Source organism: Bacillus sp. SM2101 (genome assembly GCF_018588585.1).
GTDB lineage: Bacteria > Bacillota > Bacilli > Bacillales > SM2101 > Nanhaiella > Nanhaiella sioensis.
In genome coordinates, this window is sequence record NZ_JAEUFG010000016.1 from 51,447 (window position 1) to 72,283 (window position 20,837).

Consider the following 20,837-nt stretch of genomic DNA (forward strand, 5'->3'; position numbering starts at 1 on the left):
ATTAACGGAGGTGTAATCATGCTTGATACACATGCGAGAAAGTACGTACAGCCTATCTTTCAAAGATCGGCAAAAGGTTTGTTGAAAATAGGTTTGTCTGCAAATCAAACAACTGTGATTTCGTTTGTTATTGGTATAACGACTGGTGTTTTTATTTATTTTGATTATACCGTATTAGCACTGGTCGCTTTATGGACTTCTGGTTTTTTAGATGCAGTTGATGGCACAATGGCACGACTAACTAAACCATCGCCATTTGGTACGGTCCTAGATGTAACATTCGATCGCATTGTAGAGATTAGTGTTATTTTAGGATTGGCATTTCGTTACCCTGAAGCGATGTGGAGCCTTTTATTATTAAGTGTTTCAATCATTGTTGCAATGACAATTTTCTTAACAGTCGGTGCAGTCACAGAGAAAGAAGGCATTAAATCTTTTTATTACCAACCTGGTTTAGCAGAGCGAACAGAAGGATTTTTACTTTTTTCAGCAATGATGATATTTACGAATGTGCTTGTATGGTTGACATTACTGTTTCTAGTGATTGAAATTTTTACAACAGTTCAGCGGTTATTAGAAGCAAAAAGAATTTTATCATAAGGTGGAGAGAGAACAGTGAAAAAATACGACCTAGTAGTTATTGGTGGCGGTGCAGGTGGACTAACAGTCGCAGCGGGTGCTAGTTCATTAGGTGCAAAAGTAGCGTTGATTGAAAAGGAAGAACAGCCTGGTGGAGATTGCTTGCATTATGGCTGTGTTCCATCGAAAGCATTAATAGAGTCAGCTAAGATCGTACATCATGCGAAAACGCAAACTGATCAATTCGGACTACAATTACAAGGGAAACCATCGCTAGACGCAGCAATGACAAGAGTAAAAGTAGCAATTAATACGATAGCAAAACATGATGATGCCGATAGATTTCGGAGTATGGGAGTAGACGTATATATCGGTATCGGAAGCTTTCGATCCTCTCACGAAATCGAAATTAGTACAGGAGAAGTTGTGTACGGAAAGAGAGTTGTCATATCTCCTGGATCAAGGCCGTTTATTCCACCAATCAAAGGAATCAATGATATTGATTATATAACGAATGAAACAATCTTTTCTTTGAAAGAAGCTCCTGGTCGATTATTGGTCATTGGTGGAGGTCCTATTGGTTTAGAGCTTGCACAATCTTTGGCTCGCTTTGGTAGCGAGGTTACTGTAGTTGAGAGAAGTGATAGGCTGTTATCAAAAGAAGATGAAGAAATCGTTCCGTATGTACAAAAACATCTTGAAGATGAAATGACGATTTTTACGAATGCAACAGTAGAAGAGGTTAGTAAACAGTCTGGACATATATCCGTTTCTATAAAAAAGGACGATGGTCAGGTACAGTTGCAAGTAGACCAAATTCTCATTGCCTCTGGAAGAACTCCAAATACAGCAAAGCTAAATTTATCAGCTGCGGGTGTCCACGTTGATCAACGCGGCACTATTGTCGTAGACGACTATTTACGAACAAATATTAAACATATATTTGCGGTTGGGGATGTGAATGGAAGGTTTCCATTTACACATGTAGCCGGTATGGAAGGTAAGTTAATCGTACAAAATGCTGTGTTAGGAATCTCAAAAAAGGTCAATTATGATAACGTCCCATGGGTAACTTATACTGATCCAGAGGTGTTTCATCTAGGGTTGACTGAGAGGGAAGCAAAAGAGACATATGGAGATATTTCGGTATTCTCTCAACCTCTAGCTGATGTAGACAGGTTTGTAAGTGACCATAACACAAATGGTATGGTTAAAATTATTGCGAATAACAAAGGTAAAATAATCGGTGCTCATGCAGTAGGTGCAGGTGCAGGAGATTGGATGCAAGAAATCGTGTACGCAAAACAATATAAACAAAAAATTGGCTCAGTTTCTCAAGTAATACACCCATATCCAAACCATGCTGCAGCTGTACAGCGGACAACTGATTTGTATTGGCGTGAAAAGCTGTTTAATAGCTCGTTACCGAAAATTACAGAAAAGTATATAAAATGGTTTCGATAATTTTATGAATATGTACAATTATGATTTATTGAACAACCTGCATTCATCACGAATATATTATGGTAACTTTACAGGAAATGAGTGATGAATGTGCCAGATTTTTGGAAGGAGTTAGCAAAATTTCTATCAGATATAACAGGAGAAGCTGAAACAAACGAAAAACCACCTCCTAAAGTTGATCAGTGGGCAAGGGAGCTTGATTCAGATTTAGGTAAACTTGACAATACAAGTGATTCTTTTTGGAGAAAATTTGAGAATATGATGGAAAAGGGAGAAAGGTACTTTGAGCAAAAGCAAAATGAAATAGATAGGAAGTTTTAAACAAGCTATATCTTTTTCTCGTATATTTAGTATGAATTTTCACTACATGAGAACAGCTAACTGAATTCATAAATTTTAATGTCTCAGTATCAAAAGCATCTTAAAAGTGTAAACAGCAAATATTAAAGCCTCTTTTTACATCCTTTACATCAATTGATAAAATTCCTAGACATCTCCGCGTTTATCCATATCGTTATTTGACTAGTCATCATACAGTAATAGTGATGATATACAGGGAGGTGTTAAAAGGGTATGTATTGCGGATCTGGTTGTTATGGATATCCTGGTTATGGATATGGTGGACCATACGGTGGGTCGTCATTTGTATTACTTGTAATATTGTTTATCCTATTAATAATCGTAGGTGCGACCGTATTTATGTATTAGTTTAAAGGTTGGAAAACTAAGTAAGTCCATTAGAAGCTACCTCTTTTAGGTTATATGTAAGACGTACCTTTATAAAAAGCATCAAAACGGATGAGATAAAAAATCTCATCCGTCTATTATTATTTTAACATTTATTTTGCTCTTCCTCTTGCTAGAAAACAAATTGCTGTTTTCGTATGGAATGTTGTTTTCATTTTAAAAAAATAATCACGTATACAACTAGGTTTCCGGGCAGCCTTTTCTTTTCTAAAGATTATACAAATCCTATCATCAGCAACACAAATGTAAGACAAAAATGCACTAAAAGCTTTAAATCCACGAATACAACTATTTTGTTTTCTAATTGAATCGCTGTAGCAACAAAAAAATAATATTAGCCCTCTTTATAGGTACTGACTATTAATGTGTTTGTTTACATTGTCGACATGGATTGCTAATGAACGAATTCCTTTCTTAAGAAACCCTTCTTTCTTAAGCTGGCTTATGATTGTACTTGTTGTCTCACGAGTCGATCCGACCATTGTAGCAATATCCTGGTGTGTAAGTTTCATTTCAATTGTTTGCCACTCGTTTTTTCTTTTTCCGGATTTTTCACTAAGTTTCAGTAATAAATATAAGACACGATATTTTACATCGCCGAGTGCTATTTTTTCACTCATTTCGTAAATATCTTTTAAGCGAGCAGAAAGTATTGAAATAAACTTCAAGGCAATTTTCGGATTTTTCTCGATAAATGATTCAAATTCTGATTTCCCCATCACACATAAATATGTGTCAGTCATTGCTTGTGCATATACTTGGTCATCTATAAGAGAGAGGGTAGATGTTTCTCCGAAAATATTTCCATCAGTTAAAATATCTAACGTAAACTCTTTTCCTTGTGCATTCATACGATATAGGCGAACTTGTCCCTTTTTTAAAAAAAACAAAGCTTTTATCGGAAGATTAGGATCTATGATAATTGTTCCTTTTTTGACTGGCTTCATCGAACTTAATTCATCAATTACTTGCAACTCTTCATTTGATAATTCTTCTAACAAACTAATTTGAGATAAGAATAATAATTTATCCATGTGAGTCCCACTTTCCTTTGAAAGTATATTTTCTAGTATACAAAAATTTTGATGATACGAACAGAACATTTATAGTGACGGTCACACCTGAGCATATCAAGTCATATGATATATCACGTTAGGAGGCTTAGGGATGGATAATAATTTATTTAAAAATATTGAGAAGAAAACAGGAGTTAAAATGAAGGATGTTTTCGAATTAGCCAATTCAGTACAACATGCAAACTTCCAAGATGAAAAACAAGTTAGGCAAATTGTGAAAAGAGTAGCTGAGTTAGCTAGACGTGACGTTCCAAAAGAGCTTGAGGATAAAATCGTCAGTTCTATTATTAATGATGGGAAAAAGATTGATTTTGGAACGATAGCGAATATGTTAAACAAGAAGTGACTTCCTTCAAGCTAAACTAACTTTACGTTCAGGTGGGCAACAAGCTCCACCTGATTTTAAGTTGTAACTATTTAATGAGTAATGATCCTCATCAATAATTAAACTCCCTTCCAGTTGGAAGTTTTTTTGTTTTATTCCTAGCATACTTTTATAACATCATTCAAAGAGGTTGAGACAAAGGGAGGTAACGGATTTTTACTAAATCTTAAATAAGTTTTCTTTATAGTTGTTCTACGTCCTTTCCTAACTTATAGTTGAAAACTTGCGCGCTTATTAATAATTATATTTTAGTGACGACGAAATTTTTTGACACACATAATTTTCATTGGTTATAGAGCACGTATGAGCATTTTTCTTTGTAAATTTGATAGCTTTTATACTAAATTACGGCGTGTAGTAGTGGCGTTATAGTTTATGAGTATCGTACAAGAAAAGATTATATTTGTATCGATATATGTTTACATATTTTTTGATCAATAGAAACCCGTTTTTGTTTAGTTATATTATCGAGCTAGAGTTTACATGTATAACCTCACATATACAAGTGCAGCTTAGTGTGCGATTTATTCCTTGTGTATTATTTCTCTACATGAAATTGTGAAAACCTGTGTCAACTCCCCAATATTTGAATAAAATAGCATAGAAAAATATAAGGGAGGTATGAACTGTTGAATCATTATTATCCACATATGCATAACCAGATGCACAATCCAATGCATGGAAATGTCATGCCTTGGCATGGGAATATGATGCCTTGGAACGGTAACGTCATGCCAGCGCATGAAAATGTAATGCCGATGTATGAGAACGTCATGCCAGCGCATGAAAATGTAATGCCAATGTATGAGAATGTGATGCCAGCGCATGAAAATGTAATGCCAATGTATGAGAATGTGATGCCAGCGCATGAAAATGTAATGCCAATGTATGAGAATGTGATGCCAGCGCATGAAAATGTAATGCCAATGTATGAGAATGTGATGCCAGCGCATGAAAATGTAATGCCAATGTATGAGAATGTGATGCCAGCGCATGAAAATGTGATGCCAGCGCATGAAAATGTGATGCCGATGTACGAGAACGTCATGCCAGCACAAGAAAATGTAATGCCGATGTACGAGAACGTCATGCCAGCACAAGAAAATGTAATGCCGATGTACGAGAACGTCATGCCGGCACAAGAAAATGTAATGCCAATGCAAGAGAACATCATGCCAGCACAAGAAAATGTAATGCCAATGCAAGAAAACGTCATGCCAGCACACGAGAAAGTAATGCCAGCTCACAGTCCCGAAGAAATGAAGGACTTTTGTAGAAAGTATAAGCACCACTTTGTCTGTGTAGAAATGAAAGATGGACGCCATTATGACGGAATTATTGTAGGTACGCAAGGAGATTCAGTAGTGATGTTAGTTCCAATGGGGGAAGTTGCGAACAGAGATGAGCAACAACAATTTGTTAACGACCCTAATGGAGGATTTGGCTACGGTTTTGGTGGTTTTGGAGGCTATCCACGAAGATTCCGTAGATTTGGTCGTTTTGGATTTCCTTTCTTTGGAATAAGACGCTTCGGTTTCCCGTTCTTTTATTAACGCAGTGCTCACATAGTTTGAGATATCTTAATGTTAAGCAGTAAGAAATAATTATACCTTCATCTAGCTGTGTATATCTAATTCAGGAATAATAACAAAGGTGTATGTATAAGGTAAAGGATATAAATATTGATGAAATTAAGAGGACTGATGTGCCCTAGAATATGAAGGTAACCAAGTGCATGTTTAAAGAACGAAGAGCTAGGATGACTGTATCCCTAGCTCTGTATTGATTCTTGATTATTTTCAAAACGATAAACCCTTGGATGACGCTCAAGTTATACAGCTCCAACGACTATCCCCTAAGTGGACAAGGCAAAAGGTGCTCAAGTGATAACTAATGCTTTCAAGACCAAATGAGCTGCTGTGTATCGGTAGTTGCTCAATCAAATATTTGTAATCTCTGGTTGTATTCACATTTAAAAGTATTTTTCGTACTAAGAAATAAACAAGATGAAACTAGATTTCGTAGCATTTCTTCTTTTTATTTAGAACCATGAAAATGGCATAAAATCTTGTTCAATGGTAGTCATTTTATAAATGTACAAAAAGTTTAAAAAGCTTTTTATCTTATTATTGAAGCTAAGAAACGTGAACGCTTAGCTTTTTTACCACGTCGCATATGAGGTATAGACAAGTATAAAGAGTCTTGCGCACGTGTCATTGCAACATATAATAAGCGTCGCTCTTCCTCAAGGATACGAATATCGCCATTTCGAAACGATTCTAATGCATAATCGTGTGGAAGGCTACCGTCCACAGCCCCTAACACGTATACGTTTTTATACTCTAGCCCCTTCGCTCGATGGATAGTTGATAAAGTAATTGAGTTGTTATATTGCTTACTAAGTTCCTTCATTTCTTTATTCATTGCAATCATGTGATCAATGTGCTCAATGAGTTGGGGAAGATTTGTAAATTTCTTAGCAACAACCTTTAGGTCACGTACATCATCTGACCCTCTTTCAATAGCATTGCCTTCATTCCCTCTTTTTTTAAGAAATTCAGCAAAGCTCATCTCTTGTTCGATTTTTTCTATAGCTTGGATAGGTGGTAGGTTAGCTAAAGTTTTAAACAAAGGAACTATTTTTTGTAACTTTCTTTTTTGAAAAGGTTGGACATTTTGAAGATATGCTAGTCCATCTACAAATGAACAATCTTCTAATATAGTAATTGCTTTCAAATCTTGATAGATTGATTGCTTTAAAAACTGTGCAGTTAAGATATCCCGAATAGCATTGCTATTATTTGGGTCTAAGCTTAAGCGTAAATGTGCAACTAAGCTTTTAACAGTTCTCCTTTGATAAAAAGATTCACTATCCTGTTCAATAGTGAAAGGTAAGCTAGACTGTGTCAACCTCTCAAATATGGCTCTAGAAGCGGAGTGGGTTCGATAAAAGATGGCAAAATCATTTGGCCCTGCCCCATTTGCAATTTTTTCTTTTAAATCAGTGACAATCATTGTCGCTTCCTCTTCTTCATCATAAGGATAAAAAACAGTTGGTACATGTTGATTATTATTTTGTGATATCATATTTTTTTGATGACGAATACTATTCTCTGATATTACCGTATTTGCACTTTGGACAATATGATGTGTAGAACGATAGTTTTCTGCTAATATAACTGTTTTGCAATTAGGGTAATCTGTAGAGAAATGTAAAATAAACGATGGGTCACTTCCTCGAAAGGCATAAATAGATTGATCATCATCCCCAACTACACAAAGGTTTTTCGTATGATTTGAGAGCAATTGAATGATCTTGTATTGGACTTTATTAATATCTTGAAATTCATCGATTAAAAAATAGTGGAAGCGTTGCTGATACTTTTTTAACAGTTGTTCATTATGTTGGAAAAGCTGTAAGCAACCAACAAGCATATCGTCAAAGTCGAATAAAGATTTTTCCTTTTTCAATTGTTCGTAGCGCAAATATAAAAATCCTAGCTTTTCTTCCCATTCGTCTGTAGGTTTTATATCCATCGGTTCCAACAATGTGTTTTTCCAATAACTAATTTTTTGAAGGGCTTCGTCGTAAGCAAACTGCTTTTCATCTAAATTGATTTCCATCCCCGCTTGTTTAACAAGCTGTTCTCTTTGCCATTCCCATTTGATGAGTTTGTCGCTTTGCCATTGCTCAGGGGTGTGGTGTAGAAGTATTTTGTAAAAAATACTATGGAAAGTTCCTATTACCATTCGACTGATCGTTGCTGATGATATCCCGTAAGAAAGTAGGCGTTGTTTCATTTCTTTTGCCGCTTTAGTTGTAAATGTAACGAGTATCATGCTAGCTGGATCTACTTTTTTATCTTTAATCATATAGAGTGTTCTTGTAGTTAAGACACGAGTCTTTCCACTCCCAGCACCAGCAAGAATAAGAAGTGGACCTTCTGTATGCTTTACCGCATCCCATTGTAATGAATCTAGCTGAATGTTGGTTGCGTATTTAACGTACTCTTTTGTTGTATCATTTTTAAATGTTTGGATTGTTTTTACGGTTTTTGCAGGCTGCCATATCATTTGCTTTTCCAAGACCGTTGATGAAATAGTACGTGATTTTGGTATGCGAAATCCATTTTGTTCAACAAAATTAATAGTGCTATCAGCCTCGTTTTCTTTTGGTTGATGAACTGGTACCACCTTGACGTTTTGACAGGATGTCGTTTTGTGATAAAAATGTGGTTGCTTTGACATGCCTAGATATAATCGAACTTCTGCACCACAATCTTTACACGTAATTTCTCCTCGAAGACTATTTTCATAGAGGCGCTGGAGATTTTCTCTATGCTGAGAATCTAGTTCAATAAGGCGATCATGATGTATTGCACAGTCCATGAAGGACCCTCCTAATGACTTGTATATTTTTAACCTTTCTATCATAACAAAATGATGAATGGAGGAAAAGTTGAATTGTAGAATTTGGTGATACTTCTGGGTTACTTGCAAACTATTTCTATAATTTTCATATGTAAAGCTACGTATTTTGGCCCTAAAACTTTGTAGAGATTTCCCATTCGTAGTAAACAGGTGTGGGATGCTTTAATTGAGTGTCTCTGTTTGAAGTAAACATTGTTGATTTGAAAACAATCATAAGAAGTAGTTTTATACGTTTGCACGTTTTACAGAAGAAAGTATGCATGAACATTTTAAGTATATGTGGTGCGAAAAAGAGCAATCAAATGATTTGTGTTTAAGTAAGAAGTTTTGGAATATTATGAGTTATTAAAGGAAAAAACTTGCATCTTATCGAATGTTTATATATAAAGGAAGGTGATAGCTATGACTTTAATTGCACCTATTAATCATGAGCAATACAGTTTATACGCACTTCGCACCATTCCGTTCAAGCAAGATATGATGAAATTTAATCCAGTTTATAAGTCTTCAATAGATGCACGGCTACAGGAACAATCATTTCCAATTTCGATACTTCAAAAAAGAAAATACGAAGTGAAAGAAAATGAAGAAAAACTATATTACGAAATTACTGGTAAAGGGAAATATATAAATGAACTAGTCTGAATAATGGGGGCGTACTACTAAATGAAGTTATGCAACATTCAACACGATTCTTATTATTTTCATGCTGCGGTCAATATTGGTTATGTGAAAGCGGGTGACCAAGGGTTGTTGATTGACGCAGGTCTCGATAAGAGTTCAATAAAAAAAGTAATTAAAGAGCTTGATAAAGAACAGTTACCTCTTACTCACCTATTTATTACTCATGCACATGCGGACCACTTTGGAGGTGCTGCGCATTTACAAAAAACAAAAGACGTATTTACGATGGCTCCGCCACTTGAGGAGGCAGTTTTACGGTATCCTATTTTGGAGCCAATATATTTATTTCAAGGAAACCATCCTTTACCAGAAATGAGAAATAAGTTCTTGGAAGGTGAAGCTATCAGAATTGACCAAGTACTAAATGAAGGTAACCATGAAATAGATGCTTTTACGTTTGAATGTATCTCATTTCCAGGGCATAGTGAAAATCAAATGGGTATAAAAATCAATGAAATTTTATATTGCGGTGATGCTTATTTTAGTATAGAGCAGCTTCAAAAACATAAAATCCCTTATATTGTAGATTGCCAACATACAATAAATACATTAGAGAAGTGTTTGGGAATTGATTGTTACGGGGCAGTACCTGGACACGGCGAATTTGAAACTTCTTTTCAACGGACTATTAGAGGCAATATCGTATACCACCATCAAATATTAGATTGGATGAGTGACTACTTTAAGTTGAAAGAAGCCGGTGTTAGTCATGAAGAATTAGTTAGAGATGCATGTGAGGCCTGGGAGGTTTCTTTGCCATTCGTATCATCGTGGATGCTGTATCGTACAGCGATAACAGCGTACGCAACTAAGCTAGTAAAAGACGACTTAGTAGAGTTATCAATAAAAGATTTTGCGCTATCATTTAACTGGAAAAGCTAGAGAATGTTTGGACTAGCTTAATGCATCCAAAGTGCTGTATGTGCTCCGCCACTTGTTGTTTGCTGAAATTAACATTCTGTTTGTAAACAGTAGAAAGCAAAGTATTAGCTGTTATTTAATAATACAGCTAATACTTTTTTATGATGTGATAAGTATTGTTGCTTTTATTTGCGTTACTTTTTCTGCTTGTCTCTTTTTGAAATATATTAAATGGACCTTGTAATATATGAGAATAGACGCCACGACTAGATTTGTAGGGGGGTATCTTTGTACGAGGCTAGTAGTGCGAAATCAACCTTTGAAAGACAGGAACATGTAAGAAAACGATCTATTGACTACAAAAAAAGTCCAATAACTATCGGACTCTAAGAGAGAGGTGTGTCTTAAATACCGTTCATATCAAATAAGATACATTATAAAGATGAGAAAAATATGTGACGATGATGGGAAATTGTGTGAATATTTGAAATGGCTCCTTTTACAAACTTTGTTGCTTTTGTTATAAAAAATGGACGGGGTGAAGAGCTTTTATAAAACCTCAATAAATGTAAAAGTAGATAAGGTGCCACGAAGCCTATGGTTATACGTGCTTATCTATTAGAGGAAAAAGCTAGTCACGGAGAAAACTGCTTTAACAAAGGCATTAAGCAGAACTATGCAGTGTAATACAATAACAAAATACTTAGTAAGTGATAAATATCGTCCGCAAATATGTCTAACTAGTTGTCGGTTTGAACATCTATTTTTAACCCCTCAGCACTTGCGGGCCCTTTTAGAATAATTCGTAGGATTTGTTTAGACATATGTTCAGGTGAGGGATAAGGTTCTTCTTTTAGCCACCAAGTGAGAACACCTATAAAAGCTGAACTAGCAAAGTGAAGAAGCAGTTCTTCAGGAAGGAGTAGGTCATTTTTTTCCATACCAAGCTCCGTTAAATTGTCTTTGAATTTGTTGCTTTTAGCTGGATCAAACTTAAGAAAGTCTCTCCAATTAATTTTCGTGTTCTGGAAAGAAATCATTTGATCATGGCTTAGGTATATTAGGTTGGAGTGGAGTAGTGAGTTTGATGTTGATGTTTGTAGCTGTTTTGAAGTGGAAAAATGGAATAAATGAAGCAGGTAGTCAGTTGAGTATAGACAGTCAAAATTGAACAGAAAGTACTTGTTTTAAGTTGCCTAATAGAAAGGAGAGGCATTAATACTTCTGAACGTGTAATCCCTCTCCTTCTTTCCATTCTGCGTATAGTATTTCTGAATACTTTGTTGCACCGTGAACTTGAATTTGCCCTTGAAGCCACTTTGTATCGAAGCCAACCTCCTCTAAATTTTCCCATAGCACTTCCCCGTCACTAATTAGTGTGTTTGAAAGTACAACATTTTCTTTAGATAAATTCATATCACCACGTGTGGGAGCTGCATATTTGGATTTTTTAAGCACGTTAACAGTTCCATCTGTTTCTAGTAATGCGTATTCAACTTCCCGAATAGAGAATGCATCCTTTGTTCGTAGAAGGTGCTGTAATTGATTAATATCAAGTTTATTTTTCTTTAATTCATTGTAATTAATTTGTCCTTTGTTAATAACGATTGATGGCTTACCTTCAAGAAAAGCTCTTGTTCTCTTCCATTTTTGAGTGATCATTTCCATCGTGTAAATTAATAACCCCCAAATTGCAACCGAATAAATAATTTGCCCTAACCCTGTATTCTCATCAAATAGTGCGTTTCCAACTAATTCGCCGAGGACAAGTGCAGATATGAAATCAAAAGTTGTAATTTGAGTGATTTGTGATTTCCCTAACATTTTTGTGACCAAAAATAACGCAATAAAGCCAAAAAAAATCTCGATTGTAATATGATAATAATCCATGTTATGCACACCTTTATATATGAATCAAAAAATATGCTGCTTATAGTTAACTAGGTATTATGCAATTGCTATTAGTGGATATGTTTTTTAATAAATTTTGTTACTAACGTGACAATATTATAGCGGCAAAAAATGATTTGTTAGCTGTTTGACATCATTTTTATGTTAATGTTTAAGTACGAAAAATTACAATCAATGCAAAAATACTTTATAAAAAAAATATTTAATTGTAACTTCTTAAGTCAGAAACAGCGTTTCAAAATGACAAGGGTATGTACGAATGATTATTAAGAACGTCGCTCTGCTATTCCTATAAGTTCATTATTATGATGTACAGACAGGGATTTTTTATGATCTTTTCAAAGGCTTTATTTTGGAGTAGACGAATAGTAAGGCACTTTTTATTAATTTTATGAAAAGGAACAGGGAGATAAAGACATTAGACTCTAAACATAGAATTTCAAGCGTGTTAGATTGAAAATTACAGTATTAGATTGAAAATTACAGAATTGACCGATAAAATGCCGGATTTGACCAGGAAATCACAGTATTTGACCCGAAAATGACAGTATTAGACCTATAAAATGCCGGATTTGACCAGGAAATCACGGTATTAGACCCATAAAATGCTGGATTTGACCCGAAAATGACAGTATTAGACCCATAAAATGCTGGATTTGACCCGAAAAACACAGAATTTGACCCGAAAATGACAGTATTAGACCGATAAAATGCCGGATTTGACCAGGAAATCACGGTATTTGACCCGAAAATGACAGTATTAGACCCATAAAATGCTGGATTTGACCCGAAAAACACAGAATTTGACTTGTAAAACACCATATAAACAGGGAGATAAAGACTTTATCTGGTTCAATATGTTTAGGTGTTTATATTTATGTACGAAAATCAACCAGAAAATAGTCTTTATTAAATTTTCGTTAATTTACAATAATTAGTCCGAAAAATGAATTTGAGATGATTGTCGTCGTCATATCGAAGTTGGGTAGGAAAGAGTAGTCTAATCATATCATCATCGTCTAGAATTGCTGAACAAGAACTTGTAGTAATATTATAATATTGAAACGAATATATGTTCTTGTTATTGTGCTTATGATAAAATATAAAGAAAATAAGGAGCAAAAAAGACTATGGATAAAATTAATTGCATTGAGTTAAAACATTTTTCTGATGAATATTTGGAAACCCTATCTTCTTTTAAACTCCCTGAAGAACAAGTGAAATTTACTGCATTACCAAGTAAGGTTTTGGAGGTGACAGAAGGACAACATCGAATTATCATTGTTAATAATAATGTACCTGTAGGTTTCTTTTTATTGCATTCAACTGAACGAGTAAGGGAGTATTCAGTTAATCCGAAAGCTATGTTGTTAACCGCATTATCTGTTGACCATGCACATCAAGGAAAAGGTTATGCCAAACATGGTATGATCGTCTTAAGCGATTTTGTTAAAGCTGAATTTCCTAATTGTAATGAAATTGTTTTAGCTGTGAATCATAAAAATGTTCCTGCACAACAGCTGTATGCAACAGTAGGGTTTGAAGACACTGGCACGCGAAAAAGCGGTCCAATTGGGGAACAGTTTGTTATGAAATTATCGCTGTGAAATACACCATTTGTTATAAAATGTTATTCAACAATTGCCGTATTTCTGTAATGGATCAAAGAGTTTTTTCAATGGTTTTAAATACTGAAAATAGATGGAATTTATTACCATAACTATAAAATAATAGGTGAAAATCATTATGATGAAAAATAGTAAAAAGGGAAAGTTTTTCTATTGTTGAAGCTTTAACGAAAGTCGCATCCGAAGGAATTTTATATAATTTGGTTGGTTATTAAACATCGGTAACATAGTTAAAATCTAACCTGAAAACATCGCTTTTTGTAAGGAATATCAATAAAAAAGCGCTAATAACCATTTCTCGTTATTAGCGTAATGTACATTGTATTTTATAGACATTATGTTAATTGTTTGACCATCGTTACGTGAGGAATTCCTGCATCCATAAAAACTTCAGAGACTGTTTCATACCCAAGTTTTTTATAAAATTGTTCTGCATGGGTTTGAGAATTTAACTTTAATTTATCAATTCCTTGATCAATGGCAAATTGTTCAATTTTGTCCATAATCATTTTTCCACTACCTTTTTTACGGCTAGTTGAAAGAACACAAATACGCTCTACTTTACCAGTGTTTTCTAATTCGCGAAAGCGACCCGCACCAATTGGTTGATTTTGATCATACAAAACAAAATGTGTTGCTTCATTTTCTAAGTTGTCTATTTCTTCTTCTTCAGAAACTTGTTGTTCTTCGATAAAGACCTGTCTGCGGACCAATAATGCATCGTTATATTCTTCGTTAGTAGTAGCTATTTTTACTTTCAATCAGTTAACAATCCTTTCCAAACTGAAATGTTTCATAAACAGTCCATTGTCCATTGTCTAATTGATATAATAAATGGAAACGGTCAATTTTTTCTTCGAAATTTACATTTGTCATTTTTAATCTACCAAAAACATCAGAATGTTCATCATTCGATAGTTTTTGTCCTATCGTAATATGAGGTACAAATGCATATTCAGGTTCGTCTGAAAATAAGCCAGAATGAAGCATTTCATTTAGATTTAATAATTCAGGTGTAGGGTTAACTTTTAAATAAATGACATTATTGACAGGTGAAAACGAGCTAAATTTATACACGTGTAGATTAAACGGCTGAACTTTTTCAGTTATATCCTTTAATTGTTCAACCATCTCTTTCATATCGTTATCATCTGATTCAAATGACGCTTTAAGCGTAATATGTGGCGGAATAAGTGAATAATTAGGGTCATATCTCTTTCGGTATGAGTTCGCTTTATCTTGAAGTTGTTTTGAAGGGAATAATACAATTCCGTATTTCATGATTTCAGCTCCTTTTCTTAAAATGGATTTCTTTAATTATACTCATCTTTTACACATATGTTTGTACATCGGCAGGCTCCGAAACAATCAATTAGAAAAAATGCATTTACCTCTTTGACTACATGCTATTAAAATGTTTGAATATAATAATTTCTATTATAGCAAAATAAGTGAAAATTATATATATTAGCTATTTAAAGAATTATCTTGTCACATAGACAGCATCATTTTAAGTGCGCGACTAAGATCAGGTTGCCAATAAGTCCACGTATGGTCCCCATCAAATTCATCATAAAAGATCGGATAGGATTTCTTCTTCATCACGTCATGTAACTCTCTGTTCGGATATACAAAATCCTTTATTTTTCCATCGGTTGTCTTTACTTCTGTTTCTTGTTTTCCAATTACGTGATAAAGCTCCAATTGATGAGGATGTTTGAAATCTTTTACCTTATCAATTACATGGCTGTTCACATATGGGGACTGCATGATGATTTTTCCAAATGTATGTGGATATGTTAGTGCAGCTAACAAAGATACAGTTCCACCTAATGAATCACCTAATAGTATACGCCCCATACCCATATTGAATGTTGGATATTCTTTATCAATATATGGTGTTAACTCATCTGCTAGAAAGCGTATATATTGCTGATGTTTTTGTCCATTTGGATGATACTTTTCTTTTCGGTCGATCACATCTTTATAAGGTATAGCTACTATAATCGTGTTATCTATTTGTTTTATAGAGAGTAGATGATCTGTCACTCTGGCAATTTTACCTAGATTTAAGTAATCTTGGCCATCCTGTGCGATTAATACGTGATACTTATACAGTGGTGAAAAATTCGCAGGTTCATATATGAGAATTTGTACTTCTTCATTAAGGGCTTCACTCGTTAAAGTCACTTCTTTAATTTTGCCTTTTATACCGTTCATGTGATAAACCTCCTACAGCTGTCATAGTACGTTAATATCATCAAATTGTACCATAAACAACGGTATAATGCTGTTAAAATGATAGGAGGATGTGATAGATCATAAATGACAGAATAAAGTTAAGGGAAGTAAAAAGGGAAGCGGAAGGGAACACCATCGGTATGCCCGCTTAATCGACATGTATATGACGGTGGGTAATTGAAGTAGTTGCTGTCATTAATTGGCTTCTTTTAAATTAGTGGTATTTTGTAAATAACGATCAATGAGTGAATCTAAGTTTTTGATTTTTACTAGCGCCAGCTTTTTCTCGATTGTTCGATAGTGATGTTTACCATTTGGTTCTTCGTCAGCCTCATCAGCTAATTTTACAACCTGTTGTAAGCCATCTGTATTTAGCTTGCCTTCAGGAAGGTAAGAATCTGTGTGTAGCAACACTGCTAATGCAATTTGCTTGGCATTCGTAGGTTTTTCTCCTAATCGGATTAATAGTTTATGTGCACGTTCAGCTCCTTTTATCGCATGTATATCATTTTGGCGATATTGCTCAAAGTCCCATTTGCCGTCTTGATACCACTCATAATGGCCGATATCGTGTAAGAGTGCTGCTTTTGTAGCTAAATCTACATCAACTTTATACTGTATTGCTAAATGAAAGGCATGGTAGGAGGTGGAAATTGCATGAGCAACTCCAGAACGATTAAGATATTTTTGAGCAATCGGATGTAAAAAAAGGTCTGTTAAGGTCACTTCTCTCATAGGTGCTCTCCTCCATTCTATTGTAGTTTAATAAAAAAGTGTTTCTTTTTAGATTAACAAAAAAACAAGGTGATTGGAATAGTTCTTTTGTATTAATTGTGGATTTTTACGGTGTTTTCACATTGTTTAGTCGCGTTGCACAATAGCCACTTATACATCTATTCTATTTTGGGTTTCTCGTAAATTTTGTTGTTGTCGTTCCTAAAATAACAGATAAAAACCTCGTTTTTCTCAAGAATCATAATTTTATAGAAGGAAAGATGCAATGCCCCGAACCTTAGTTGTATACATGATTATTTTAATAGAGAAAAAACAACAATTTATACGAAAACAGCCTATAAAAAAAGCAACAATTGATGTGAAAGCAGCCCCTAATTTAAAAGATAGAAGTTTTAGATAATGATGTTCATCTAAATAATGACAAAATACAAAGTTTACGAAACGAGCCTTATTTTCATTGTGAAACTGGGATTGCCGATAAAATATTTGCTAAATTAAAAGTTCGTTGTTCATGACGTAACAGACAATATGCTTTGACATAGCTCGGTGTTACTTGTTCAACCCGTAAAATCCTTTGTGTTATTTGACCAGATTTAGACATGTATATGACTTCTATCGGTTGCTTTAGCTCTAAACATCTTAAAAATAATCGATACAAGATGTAACAACCCCTTATAGATTAATAAACTGTTTTTAGATAAGATCTCAAAAAGCTTCTTTTCATATAGGAGAAAAAAACAGAAAATATGTTCTTTGTTACTTTATTATTGTCAATTTTCTGTCAATATATAATTTGACAGTGCTATTAGTGGGAAAATTGTATTGTAGCTATGGTATTGGGTGTAAAATTGACCGGGTAAGCCGGTGCCTGTAAGATAAGTATGTTGGGTAGAAGAATAGTTATTTGTAGTTAAAAATTGTATTCCAGTTTGAATCGATCTTTCCATTTTTGAATTAGAAGTGAGCAATGCATCTAAAGCCCATGCAGTTTGAGAAGGTGTACTAAATTGCAAAGGTACGAATCGTTCGACTTCAGCACTGCGACAAGACTCTCCCCATCCACCATCATTATTTTGAATATTTTTAAGCCAACGAATTGCCTTACGTATACAAGGGTGATTTGCTTGGATACCAACTGCCCTCAAACCTGTAACAGCAGCCCATGTGCCATAAATGTAACAAATACCCCATTTCCCATACCAAGAGCCATTCTCTTCTTGATTGTTAATTAACCAATTCACAGCTTGTTTTACTTGTGGATGTTCTTCGTCATAGCCAGCGAAGTTTCCAAGATATTCAAGTGTACGTCCTGTTAAATCCGCTGTTGATGAGTCACGCAATGTAAAATTAGCGTTTTCGATCGGTAACGTAGCTAACCATTTTTGGTCAACGTTTTTTTCAAATGATGGCCAGCCACCGTCATTATTTTGCATAGACAGAAGCCACTTCTGCCCTTTCGATAAAGCGACTTGAAAAGGATGTTGTGTTTGAGCCGTTGATGTGATGGCTCTTAGTGCTGCAGTTGTATCATCAATATCTGGAATAATCGTGTTTATATCTGAGAAACCCCAGCCTCCTGGTTCTGTATTGGGGTTGTGTACTGTCCAGTCTCCATATTTTTTGTGTTGACGGGATAGTAGGTATTCATTAGCACGATGTATCATTGAAACATCTGCACTTACTCCTGCTTTTTGGAGGGCATAACTTAATAAGGCTGTATCCCATACAGTTGAGGGTGAGTTTTGAATATGAACTTGGTCGTTAGCTGGGCAACTGAGAGATTTCAATCCTTTAATTGCTTTTTGGATAATCGGCGAATCTTTCGTGTATCCCAATGCTAAAAGTGCAAAAACCATGACGACAGTTGAGGTAGCGTAACTATACAAAGTCCCATTACTTTCAATTCTGTCTAGTAAAAACTTCTCAGCTTTTTTTAATCCTTGTTCATGGATATGTAGCGGATAGCTAGCAAGTTTTTTAAGCTGCGTTAAGAACTCATGTGAAAGTCTACTTTCTCTAATCCAGCTTTGTGTGAATAAAGAAGGAGGTGTGGTGAATAGATGACTTACATCTGGTGTACTATTAGAACGAAGTGAAAGGCGTTTGTTTCCACAAATAGCCATAGGAATAAAATGAATACGGGCATAATTACTAATTGAATAAATGCTAAGTGGCGAAAATTTTGGAAGCATTAATATGGACATAGGAATGTAAAATGCTGTAGGCCAAGGATATTGGCCACATACAGAGAGAATAAACTTAGTTGTAAAATGAGCCTTAGTCAACCCACCTTGTGATTTAATGTATCGTTCTGCTTTCTTCATATTTGTATCACTTTTTTTCGCAGCTTTAGAGCATAATAAGGCGAAGTAACATTGAATGGTAGCAGATAAATTTCCATCTTGCTCATCTTCATACAGCTTCCAAGTACCATTTTCACTTTGTATACTCAATAATCGATCTGCAAGTTTTGATATTAATGATTCATCACCTATACCAAGGCAATGTAACAAAATAATAGTATAACAATCCGTTAATGGAGGACCTTCAAAGCAAAATCGCCAAGTCCCATCTGTATATTGTGTTTCATGGAGGTCATGCACCATAGTTGTAATTTCTTCACGAATTTCTTCGTTTGAAAACAAAAGAATCACTCCTTATAAAGTGGTTAGCCTGGGAGAAGGGTTGATCAGCTTTTTAAAACAACCTTCTTACTATATATTCGTGAATGCTTGTACATATTGACGAGACAGGAAAACAATACTATAAAAAAACATTTTAATACTGAGAATAGATTCGTATGAGTAAGAAATGAAAGAAAATGTACTTACATGCATTTTCATACGAACAACTTCTAATACATTTAGTAATATTATCAGTCAATCATTAGGGCTCTTTTCGTAAACGTTGTTGCTACAGTTCCAAGGAGAAAATGTCCCTTTATTCAACAGTCATCGTTTTATAGAAGAAAGATGCAACGAAAATTAGTTCGTGTTTATTTTTTAGTAAACACAACATTCTATAAGAAAACAGCAATCAGTAAAGAATGTTTACCATCATTAGTTGTGGAGATGATTGTTTGGAACAAGAGGGGAGCTTTTTGTAAACTTTGTAGATTAGAACATTTAAATGAAATTAAGGTGTAAATGTAAAGGTATGGAAAAAATAGTGTCATTGGGTTTAGGTGTATATGATTTAGTTCTTTGTAGGATAAGCAACAGAAATAATTGTAATTGTGAGGTGGGTATAAATGAAGTGGGTTCGTATTTTATGTGGCTTGTTAGTATTTGTACTTATGTTATGTCAAATCGCAGCCCCTGTATTTGCTTATAATGAGTCGAGTGGAAAAGTAATCAAATTTTCAAGCAAGAGTCATGTTCAAGATAGAATAAAAGTAGCTAATTTACCTGATGCTAATGTTACATTGCTAGCGATTAAAGAAGACAAGTGGTTTAAATATTTTCAGCTTACAGTAGGAAAACGAAACAAAGAGTTTGTACATTGGATGAATGTCACAGATCATGACTTTCAGCCAAAATTGTACTCTATTGATGTAACAAATACTGGTCAAGAGGAAATTATTGTCGTCCTCACGACAGACCGAGACAAAGGTGTATATATAAATGAAGCACATGTATTAGAAAGAACATTAGTAGACAAAACAGATGTAGTGAAAGAAATTTATATTGAGAATCCACGAATCATCGCCGCTCAAAAAGTTAATATGAAGAGAACGAAGAGAGGAGTAGTTTTAGTAGTAGATGGTAAAAGTACATTCATTCCAAATAATAAGCTAGATTCTAAAGAAGAGTTACCTCAACTATCAATGGAACATTTTGTGAAATTTACGATAGAAGACAATACACTTAAGGCTATATTATTGGTAGAAGAAAAACCGAACCATTATTATGGTAACATCGTCATTACATACGAATATGATAATGGCATCATGAAAGCTGAAAAAGTAGAGCTTCGATTAGGGTAACAATAGCGAGTATCAGAAAAAACCTGTAAGTTTCCATGAGTAGGGAAGGGGGAATATTACACAAGAAAATTTTTTAGCAATACATGATTAGATATGTCTATAAATAATGA

The 20,837-nt window shown here is 34.6% G+C and carries 23 protein-coding genes; 11 read left to right on the forward strand and 12 right to left on the reverse strand.

The window, feature by feature from the left end; translation table 11 throughout:
- The first annotated feature begins 18 nt into the window (after window positions 1-18).
- From JM172_RS15765 to JM172_RS15780, 4 genes are all read left to right on the forward strand, one after another.
- Entirely contained in the window at window positions 19-600 is a 582-nt protein-coding gene (locus tag JM172_RS15765) for a CDP-alcohol phosphatidyltransferase family protein (RefSeq protein WP_214483334.1), read from the forward strand.
- Between the two features lie 15 nt (window positions 601-615).
- Window positions 616-2,043, forward strand: a complete 1,428-nt coding sequence (locus JM172_RS25480; RefSeq protein WP_214483335.1) for a dihydrolipoyl dehydrogenase family protein — start codon at window positions 616-618, stop codon at window positions 2,041-2,043.
- Between the two features lie 84 nt (window positions 2,044-2,127).
- Window positions 2,128-2,364, forward strand: a complete 237-nt coding sequence (locus JM172_RS15775; RefSeq protein ID WP_214483336.1) for a hypothetical protein — start codon at window positions 2,128-2,130, stop codon at window positions 2,362-2,364.
- Between the two features lie 252 nt (window positions 2,365-2,616).
- Window positions 2,617-2,751 carry a YjcZ family sporulation protein gene (locus tag JM172_RS15780; RefSeq protein ID WP_214483337.1) on the forward strand — a complete coding sequence of 45 codons (135 nt, stop codon included), beginning with the start codon at window positions 2,617-2,619 and terminating at the stop codon, window positions 2,749-2,751.
- Window positions 2,752-3,134: 383 nt separating this feature from the next.
- On the opposite strand, the gene JM172_RS15785 is transcribed toward JM172_RS15780, so the two are convergent.
- Entirely contained in the window at window positions 3,135-3,824 is a 690-nt protein-coding gene (locus JM172_RS15785; protein ID WP_214483338.1) for a Crp/Fnr family transcriptional regulator, read from the reverse strand.
- Between the two features lie 133 nt (window positions 3,825-3,957).
- Here JM172_RS15785 and spoVIF point away from each other — a divergent pair, with 133 nt between their 5' ends.
- Window positions 3,958-4,212: a sporulation-specific transcription regulator SpoVIF gene (gene spoVIF / locus JM172_RS15790; RefSeq protein WP_214483339.1), complete on the forward strand. Its 255-nt coding sequence runs from the start codon at window positions 3,958-3,960 to the stop codon at window positions 4,210-4,212.
- Window positions 4,213-4,218: 6 nt separating this feature from the next.
- On the opposite strand, the gene JM172_RS15795 is transcribed toward spoVIF, so the two are convergent.
- Window positions 4,219-4,356, reverse strand: a complete 138-nt coding sequence (locus JM172_RS15795) for a hypothetical protein (RefSeq protein WP_214483340.1) — start codon at window positions 4,354-4,356, stop codon at window positions 4,219-4,221.
- Window positions 4,357-4,880: 524 nt separating this feature from the next.
- On the opposite strand from JM172_RS15795, the gene JM172_RS15800 reads away from it, so the two are divergent.
- Window positions 4,881-5,804, forward strand: coding sequence for a ribosomal eL19 family protein (locus JM172_RS15800; RefSeq protein ID WP_214483341.1), 924 nt, complete (start codon window positions 4,881-4,883; stop codon window positions 5,802-5,804).
- A 565-nt stretch (window positions 5,805-6,369) separates the two neighbouring features.
- Here the strand turns inward: JM172_RS15800 and JM172_RS15805 are convergent.
- The gene (locus JM172_RS15805; RefSeq protein WP_214483342.1) at window positions 6,370-8,640 is read right to left on the reverse strand and encodes a UvrD-helicase domain-containing protein; all 2,271 of its coding nucleotides are present in this window, start codon (window positions 8,638-8,640) and stop codon (window positions 6,370-6,372) included.
- Between the two features lie 444 nt (window positions 8,641-9,084).
- On the opposite strand from JM172_RS15805, the gene JM172_RS15810 reads away from it, so the two are divergent.
- Together JM172_RS15810 and JM172_RS15815 are read left to right on the forward strand one after the other, a co-directional pair.
- Complete coding sequence (locus JM172_RS15810) at window positions 9,085-9,327, forward strand: hypothetical protein (RefSeq protein ID WP_214483343.1); 243 nt, start codon at window positions 9,085-9,087, stop codon at window positions 9,325-9,327.
- A gap of 21 nt (window positions 9,328-9,348) precedes the next feature.
- Window positions 9,349-10,248 (forward strand): MBL fold metallo-hydrolase, encoded by a 900-nt coding sequence (locus JM172_RS15815; protein ID WP_214483344.1) that lies wholly within the window; start codon window positions 9,349-9,351, stop codon window positions 10,246-10,248.
- A gap of 719 nt (window positions 10,249-10,967) precedes the next feature.
- Here the strand turns inward: JM172_RS15815 and JM172_RS15820 are convergent.
- The 3 genes from JM172_RS15820 to JM172_RS15830 all read right to left on the reverse strand — a co-directional run bounded on the left by JM172_RS15820 (window position 10,968) and on the right by JM172_RS15830 (window position 12,960).
- A complete protein-coding gene (locus JM172_RS15820; protein WP_284730470.1) occupies window positions 10,968-11,267 on the reverse strand; it encodes a TetR-like C-terminal domain-containing protein in 300 nt (99 codons plus the stop codon).
- 175 nt (window positions 11,268-11,442) lie between these two features.
- Complete coding sequence (locus JM172_RS15825; protein ID WP_214483346.1) at window positions 11,443-12,117, reverse strand: DUF421 domain-containing protein; 675 nt, start codon at window positions 12,115-12,117, stop codon at window positions 11,443-11,445.
- Between the two features lie 501 nt (window positions 12,118-12,618).
- On the reverse strand, window positions 12,619-12,960 hold the full coding sequence (locus JM172_RS15830; protein WP_214483347.1) for a hypothetical protein: 342 nt from the start codon (window positions 12,958-12,960) through the stop codon (window positions 12,619-12,621).
- A 308-nt stretch (window positions 12,961-13,268) separates the two neighbouring features.
- Between JM172_RS15830 and JM172_RS15835 the strand changes: the two genes are divergently transcribed.
- Window positions 13,269-13,745 carry a GNAT family N-acetyltransferase gene (locus tag JM172_RS15835; protein ID WP_214483348.1) on the forward strand — a complete coding sequence of 159 codons (477 nt, stop codon included), beginning with the start codon at window positions 13,269-13,271 and terminating at the stop codon, window positions 13,743-13,745.
- A 356-nt stretch (window positions 13,746-14,101) separates the two neighbouring features.
- Here JM172_RS15835 and JM172_RS15840 read toward each other — a convergent pair whose 3' ends face one another.
- The 4 genes from JM172_RS15840 to JM172_RS15855 all read right to left on the reverse strand — a co-directional run bounded on the left by JM172_RS15840 (window position 14,102) and on the right by JM172_RS15855 (window position 16,742).
- Window positions 14,102-14,527 (reverse strand): GNAT family N-acetyltransferase, encoded by a 426-nt coding sequence (locus JM172_RS15840; protein ID WP_214483349.1) that lies wholly within the window; start codon window positions 14,525-14,527, stop codon window positions 14,102-14,104.
- Window positions 14,528-14,531: 4 nt separating this feature from the next.
- A complete protein-coding gene (locus JM172_RS15845) occupies window positions 14,532-15,047 on the reverse strand; it encodes a YjcG family protein (RefSeq protein ID WP_214483350.1) in 516 nt (171 codons plus the stop codon).
- 210 nt (window positions 15,048-15,257) lie between these two features.
- Complete coding sequence (locus tag JM172_RS15850; protein WP_214483351.1) at window positions 15,258-15,986, reverse strand: alpha/beta hydrolase; 729 nt, start codon at window positions 15,984-15,986, stop codon at window positions 15,258-15,260.
- 216 nt (window positions 15,987-16,202) lie between these two features.
- Entirely contained in the window at window positions 16,203-16,742 is a 540-nt protein-coding gene (locus JM172_RS15855) for an HD domain-containing protein (protein ID WP_214483352.1), read from the reverse strand.
- 265 nt (window positions 16,743-17,007) lie between these two features.
- On the opposite strand from JM172_RS15855, the gene JM172_RS25225 reads away from it, so the two are divergent.
- Window positions 17,008-17,142, forward strand: a complete 135-nt coding sequence (locus JM172_RS25225; protein ID WP_284730471.1) for a hypothetical protein — start codon at window positions 17,008-17,010, stop codon at window positions 17,140-17,142.
- Between the two features lie 54 nt (window positions 17,143-17,196).
- Here JM172_RS25225 and JM172_RS15860 read toward each other — a convergent pair whose 3' ends face one another.
- Together JM172_RS15860 and shc are read right to left on the reverse strand one after the other, a co-directional pair.
- Entirely contained in the window at window positions 17,197-17,400 is a 204-nt protein-coding gene (locus JM172_RS15860; protein ID WP_214483383.1) for a hypothetical protein, read from the reverse strand.
- 112 nt (window positions 17,401-17,512) lie between these two features.
- Entirely contained in the window at window positions 17,513-19,387 is a 1,875-nt protein-coding gene (gene shc, locus JM172_RS15865; protein ID WP_284730472.1) for a squalene--hopene cyclase, read from the reverse strand.
- Between the two features lie 605 nt (window positions 19,388-19,992).
- Between shc and JM172_RS15870 the strand changes: the two genes are divergently transcribed.
- Window positions 19,993-20,727: a hypothetical protein gene (locus JM172_RS15870; RefSeq protein WP_214483353.1), complete on the forward strand. Its 735-nt coding sequence runs from the start codon at window positions 19,993-19,995 to the stop codon at window positions 20,725-20,727.
- Window positions 20,728-20,837: the final 110 nt, after the last annotated feature.